Genomic DNA, 5,477 nt, shown 5'->3' on the forward strand with positions numbered 1-5,477 from the left:
TCCCCAACCCTCCCCCCGCAAGCGGGAGAGGGGGCGAGGGCCCCGTAGCGGTGGCCCTGAAAAGCGTGCCACCCCTCTCAGATCGCCTTCAGCGGCTTTTCCAGCATGGCGAGCACGCGCGGCAGCTCATGGCCGCGCTTCAGGATGTGGCCGGTCTGGGAGACCACCGCATACATGCCCTGGCGCCGGGCGAGGCGCGGGTCCTTCTCGATGCGGTAGAGGGGCATGTCCATGGCGCGGCGGTAGATGGCGAACACCGCCTTGTCGCGCGAGAAGTCGATGGCGTAGTCGCGCCATTCGCCCTGCGCCACCATGCGCCCGTAGAGGTCGAGGATGCGGTCGAGTTCCCGCCGGTCGAAGGTGACCCTCAGCGGGGCTGGGGATGGGGCCGCGGGCTGGACCGGAACGGCGCCGCGGCGCGACAGGATTATGGGTTCAACGTCTCCCATCGGGCCTCCTCTGTCGCGCCCTCGGCCGGGATGCCGCCCTCTGCCTGTCCCGCGGGAAGGACGTCAGACGGCGGCGGCACGGAAAGGGACGTGTCCCAAGCCATGATCGTCTTCGACGCCACGCCTTTCAAGGGCATTCCGTAGCCGGCTGTCGCTTTGGCTTTGATCGGATCAGGATACCTATCACGGCAACGTCAATAAAATCACAGTCTCGCCGGAATTCGGCCAATTGCCTGCCGCGGCCCGGCGTGATCTTCTTTTGCGTAGCAGGGCCGGTTTGCGAGGCGCTCCGGCTATCCCAGCCCCCCAGCCCCCCGGGGTGCGCGTGAACCGGCCACTGCTACGCACCGACATCAGACCCCCATAGGCCGCCTTCCGGGCGGCCTTCTTTTTGCGCCCGGCCGCCCGGGCTTGAGCGAGTCCGTTCGGCATCTGTCGAAGACCGCGGCCGATGGTGTCAGTCGAGGGGCAGGAACGCGGCGCCGATGATGGGGCCGGGGCTGTTCGGGCTGCCGGTCTGGACCAGCACCGCCACCGAGTCGGCGCCCTCGCGGCCGAGCTCCTTGAGCGGGACACGATAGCGCCGGGCATCGCCCTGCCAGATGGCGACGCGCAGCCAGCCCCGTACCACGTTGGAATAGGTGACGCTGCGCCCGCCATTCTCGCCGCGGCCGATGGCCACCGTCTGGCTGCGCGCCACGGGGCAGGCCCACAGGTCCGCGCCGCCGGTGGCGGCAGCGCTCTCCGGCAGCGTGATCTCGATGGCGTCGTCGTCGCGCGTCACGGACACCGGAACCGCAAGGCCGCCATTGCTGCGAGCCGTGAGCACCGCGCGCTGGAGCGCGGCGCGGTCGCTGCCCTTGGCGGAAACGGTGCCGTCCACCACCACCTGCGGCGTGAACACCTTCCGGTCCGGGCGCTGCTCGGCATAGGCCTTCTGGCGCAGGGAGTGGCCGTGCAGCGCCAGCGTGTCCTTCCAGCCCACATAGTCCCAGTAGTCCACCGCCAGCGTGAGGGCGAGCACCTGCGGGTCCTTGGCAAGCTCGGTGAGGAGGGCGTCGGCGGGCGGGCAGGAGGCGCAACCCTGGCTGGTGAACAGCTCCACCACGGTCTTCGGCTGGCTTTGTGCCCAGGCCGGCCCGGCGGCAAGGGCAAGCAGAAGCGCGAGGGTGGTGCGGGTGAACGTCATGGATCGCAATAGGGGCTTTCGGCAAAGGGAATGGCTTCGGAGATAACCGAGGCGGCAGGGCGGCACCAGTCACAATGGGGTGTCAGGCCTGGCCCCGCGGGGCATGCCGCAGGGCTTCGGGCCGGGGCTGGGGCGTCTCTCAAGGTGCCTGACTGCAAGCGACTGGCCGCAAGGGCTCTGGCGTCCCAGACCTTCCAGCGCGGCCCGGTGAGGGGCCCGGACATGAAAAGGCCGGCCCGGAGAAATCCGGACCGGCCGTGTTTCGTCACCGGCGAAGGCCGGCGCAGATCAGGCCGCGAGCGAGCGCAGCACGTAGGGCAGGATGCCGCCGTTGCGGAAGTAGTCGAGCTCGTCCAGCGTATCGATACGGCAGATGAGGTCCACGTTCTTCACGGAGCCGTCGGCGAACTTGATCTCGGCGGTCAGGATCTGGCGGGGCTTGAGGTCGCCCTCGATGCCCTTGAGGGTGACGATCTCGTCGCCCTTGATGCCGAGGGTCTGCCAGCTCTCGCCGTCCTTGAACACCAGCGGCACGATGCCCATGCCCACCAGGTTCGAGCGATGGATGCGCTCGAAGGACTGGGCCACCACGGCGCGCACGCCGAGCAGCTTGGTGCCCTTCGCCGCCCAGTCGCGCGACGAGCCGGTGCCGTATTCCTTGCCGGCGAACACCACCAGCGGCACGCCCTCGGCCTTGTACTGCATGGCCGCGTCGTAGATGGGCAGCTGGGCGCCGTCCGGATAGTGGATGGTCACGCCGCCTTCCACGCCCGGCACCATCTGGTTCTTGATGCGGATGTTGGCAAAGGTGCCGCGCATCATCACTTCATGGTTGCCGCGGCGGGTGCCGTACTGGTTGAAGTCCACCGGGCGCACCTGATGGTCGATCAGGTACTTGCCCGCCGGGGAGGCCTGCTTGATGGAGCCGGCCGGCGAGATGTGGTCGGTGGTGATGGAATCGAGGAACAGGCCCATGATGCGGGCGTCGATGATGTCAGTCACCGGCTCCGGGCTCTTCGTCATGCCGACGAAGTAGGGCGGGTTCTGTACGTAGGTGGAGGTATCCTGCCAGGCGTAGGTCTGGCCGGTGGGAATGGCGATCTTCTGCCAGTTGTCGTCGCCCTTGAAGACGTCGGAATACTTTTCCTTGAACATCTTCTTGGTGACGTTCTCGCGGATGTACTGGGCGACTTCCTTGTTGGAAGGCCAGATGTCCTTGAGATAGACGGGATCGCCGTCCTTGTCGGTGCCGAGCGGCTCGGTGGTGAGGTCCACCTGCAGCGAGCCGGCCAGCGCATAGGCCACCACCAGCGGCGGGGAGGCGAGGTAGTTCGCCTTCACGTCGGGGTTCACGCGGCCCTCGAAGTTGCGGTTGCCGGAGATCACGGCGCCGGCCACGAGGTCGTTCTTGTTGATCGCCTCGGAGATGGCTTCCGGCAGCGGGCCGGAATTGCCGATGCAGGTGGTGCAGCCGAAGCCCACCAGGTTGAAGCCGAGCTTGTCGAGGTCGTCCTGCAGGCCGGCGGCCTTCAGATAGCCCTCGACCACCTGCGAGCCGGGCGCCAGCGAGGTCTTCACCCACGGCTTGGACTTCAGGCCCTTCTTCACCGCGGCCTTGGCCAGCAGGCCGGCGGCGATGAGCACCGAGGGGTTGGAGGTGTTGGTGCAGGAGGTGATGGCGGCGATCACCACGTCGCCATGGCCGACGCTGTAGTCGGTGCCAGCGACGGGAACGCGCTTGGATGCCTCACCCGGCTTCTTGAACTCGCCTTCCAGGGCGGCGAGGAAGCCGGCCTTGCTCTCGGAGAGCAGCACGCGGTCCTGCGGGCGCTTGGGGCCGGCCATGGACGGCAGCACGGTGTCGAGGTCGAGCTCCAGCGTGTCGGTGAAAACCGGATCGGCGGTCTCCTTCTTGCGCCACATGCCCTGGGCCTTGGAGTATTTCTCCACCAGGTCATAGCGGCTTTCCTTGCGGCCGGTTTCTTCCAGATAGTCGATGGTCTCGCGGTCCACCGGGAAGAAGCCGCAGGTGGCGCCGTATTCCGGGGCCATGTTGGCGATGGTGGCGCGGTCGGCCAGCGACAGGTGCTCCAGGCCCGAGCCGTAGAACTCCACGAACTTGCCCACCACGCCCTTCTTGCGCAGCATCTGGGTGACGGTGAGCACGAGGTCGGTGGCGGTGATGCCTTCCTTCAGCTTGCCGGAAAGCTTGAAGCCGATCACCTCGGGGATGAGCATGGAGATGGGCTGGCCGAGCATGGCGGCTTCCGCCTCGATGCCGCCCACGCCCCAGCCCAGCACGCCCAGGCCGTTGACCATGGTGGTGTGCGAGTCGGTGCCCACCAGGGTATCCGGATAGGCGACGGTGACCGTCTTGCCGTCCAGCTCTTCCTTGCGGGTCCACACGGTCTGCGCCAGGTATTCGAGGTTTACCTGGTGGCAGATGCCGGTGCCCGGGGGCACGACGCGGAAATTGTCGAACGCGCTCTGGCCCCACTTCAGGAAGCGGTAGCGCTCCTGGTTCTGCTTGTATTCCTCGTCCACGTTCTTCTTCAGCGCGCTGTCGCTGCCGAAATAGTTCACGATCACCGAGTGGTCGATGACGAGGTCCACGGGAACCAGCGGGTTGATCTTGGCCGGGTCGCCGCCCAGGGCCACCATGGCGTCGCGCATGGCGGCAAGGTCCACCACCGCCGGCACGCCGGTGAAGTCCTGCATCAGCACGCGGGCGGGGCGGTAGGCGATTTCCTTTTCCGCCTTGCCGCGATTGTTCAGCCAGTCGGCGACGGAGAGCACGTCTTCCTTGGTGACGGAGCGGCCGTCCTCGAAGCGCAGCATGTTCTCCAGCAGCACCTTCATGGAGAAGGGCAGCGCGGAGACGCCGGGGAGGCCATTCTTCTCGGCCAGCTCAAGGCTGTAATAGACGTATTCCTTGTCGTCTACCGTCAGGGTTGTACGGCACTTGAAGCTGTCGAGAGATGTCACGGCGCGATAACTCCGGTTCGATGATCGACCGAGGTAGCGCCCCCAGGGTTGGCGGAGCGGTCGGCTTCACCACCTTGGACGGCGCGGTTCGGGGGCTTTATAGAGCCATTTCAAAGCGCGGTCATGCGATAACAGCATTGAATGTGCAATGCACCATAAGCAGGGGGCGCGGGAACATGGCGGTGTCGGCTCTGGTGGGGGAAAAGCTGGCCTGCCGCAGGGGGTTCAGGTTGCTGTTCGAGCATCTGGACGTCACCGCGCGGGCCGGGCGGGCGCTGCTGGTGGTGGGGCCGAACGGGGCCGGCAAGTCGTCCCTCCTGCGCATCCTTTCGGGGCTGCTGGGGGCGACCTCGGGGACGGTGCGCCTCGACGGGGACGGCGCCGACACGGCCGCGGGCGAATACATCCACTATCTCGGCCATGATGATGCAGTGAAGGGCGCGCTGAGCGTCGCGGCCAACCTCGCCTTCTGGCGCACCGTGCTCGGACCCACCGGCATGGCGGTGGAGGAGGCGCTGGAGGAGGTGGGCCTCGGCGGCCTCGGCCGGCTGCGGGCACAGGTGCTCTCCGCCGGGCAGAAACGGCGCCTCGCCATCGCGCGGCTGCTGGTCTCGGAGCGGCCGGTCTGGGTGCTCGACGAGCCCACCACCGCCCTCGACGTGAAGGCGCAGGCGCGGTTTGCCGCCTTCGGCCGCGCTCATCTTCAGGCCGGCGGCATCCTGATCGCCGCCACCCACGCCCCGCTTGATCTTGGCGAGGTGGACGAACTCAGGCTCGGGGGCGTGGGATGATGGAGCGCGGCGTGGATCTGGAACCTGTCTCTTATACGCGTCTGCGAGACCACGAGACTCCAG

4 protein-coding genes are annotated in these 5,477 nt (G+C 67.1%); 1 reads left to right on the forward strand and 3 read right to left on the reverse strand.

The features are described 5' to 3' along the window. Positions 1–77: 77 nt before the first annotated feature. The 3 genes from K9U40_RS21810 to acnA all read right to left on the reverse strand — a co-directional run bounded on the left by K9U40_RS21810 (position 78) and on the right by acnA (position 4,623). Positions 78–449 carry a DUF2794 domain-containing protein gene (locus K9U40_RS21810; RefSeq protein WP_282892213.1) on the reverse strand — a complete coding sequence of 124 codons (372 nt, stop codon included), beginning with the start codon at positions 447–449 and terminating at the stop codon, positions 78–80. 457 nt (positions 450–906) lie between these two features. Then, complete coding sequence (locus K9U40_RS21815) at positions 907–1,638, reverse strand: DUF1223 domain-containing protein (RefSeq protein WP_282892214.1); 732 nt, start codon at positions 1,636–1,638, stop codon at positions 907–909. A gap of 288 nt (positions 1,639–1,926) precedes the next feature. Further along, positions 1,927–4,623: an aconitate hydratase AcnA gene (gene acnA / locus K9U40_RS21820; protein ID WP_282892215.1), complete on the reverse strand. Its 2,697-nt coding sequence runs from the start codon at positions 4,621–4,623 to the stop codon at positions 1,927–1,929. Positions 4,624–4,799: 176 nt separating this feature from the next. Between acnA and ccmA the strand changes: the two genes are divergently transcribed. Continuing rightward, a complete protein-coding gene (ccmA, locus tag K9U40_RS21825) occupies positions 4,800–5,414 on the forward strand; it encodes a heme ABC exporter ATP-binding protein CcmA (protein ID WP_282892216.1) in 615 nt (204 codons plus the stop codon). Positions 5,415–5,477: the final 63 nt, after the last annotated feature.

It is taken from the genome of Xanthobacter autotrophicus, assembly GCF_030015065.1.
Classification (GTDB): Bacteria; Pseudomonadota; Alphaproteobacteria; order Rhizobiales; family Xanthobacteraceae; genus Xanthobacter; species Xanthobacter autotrophicus_D.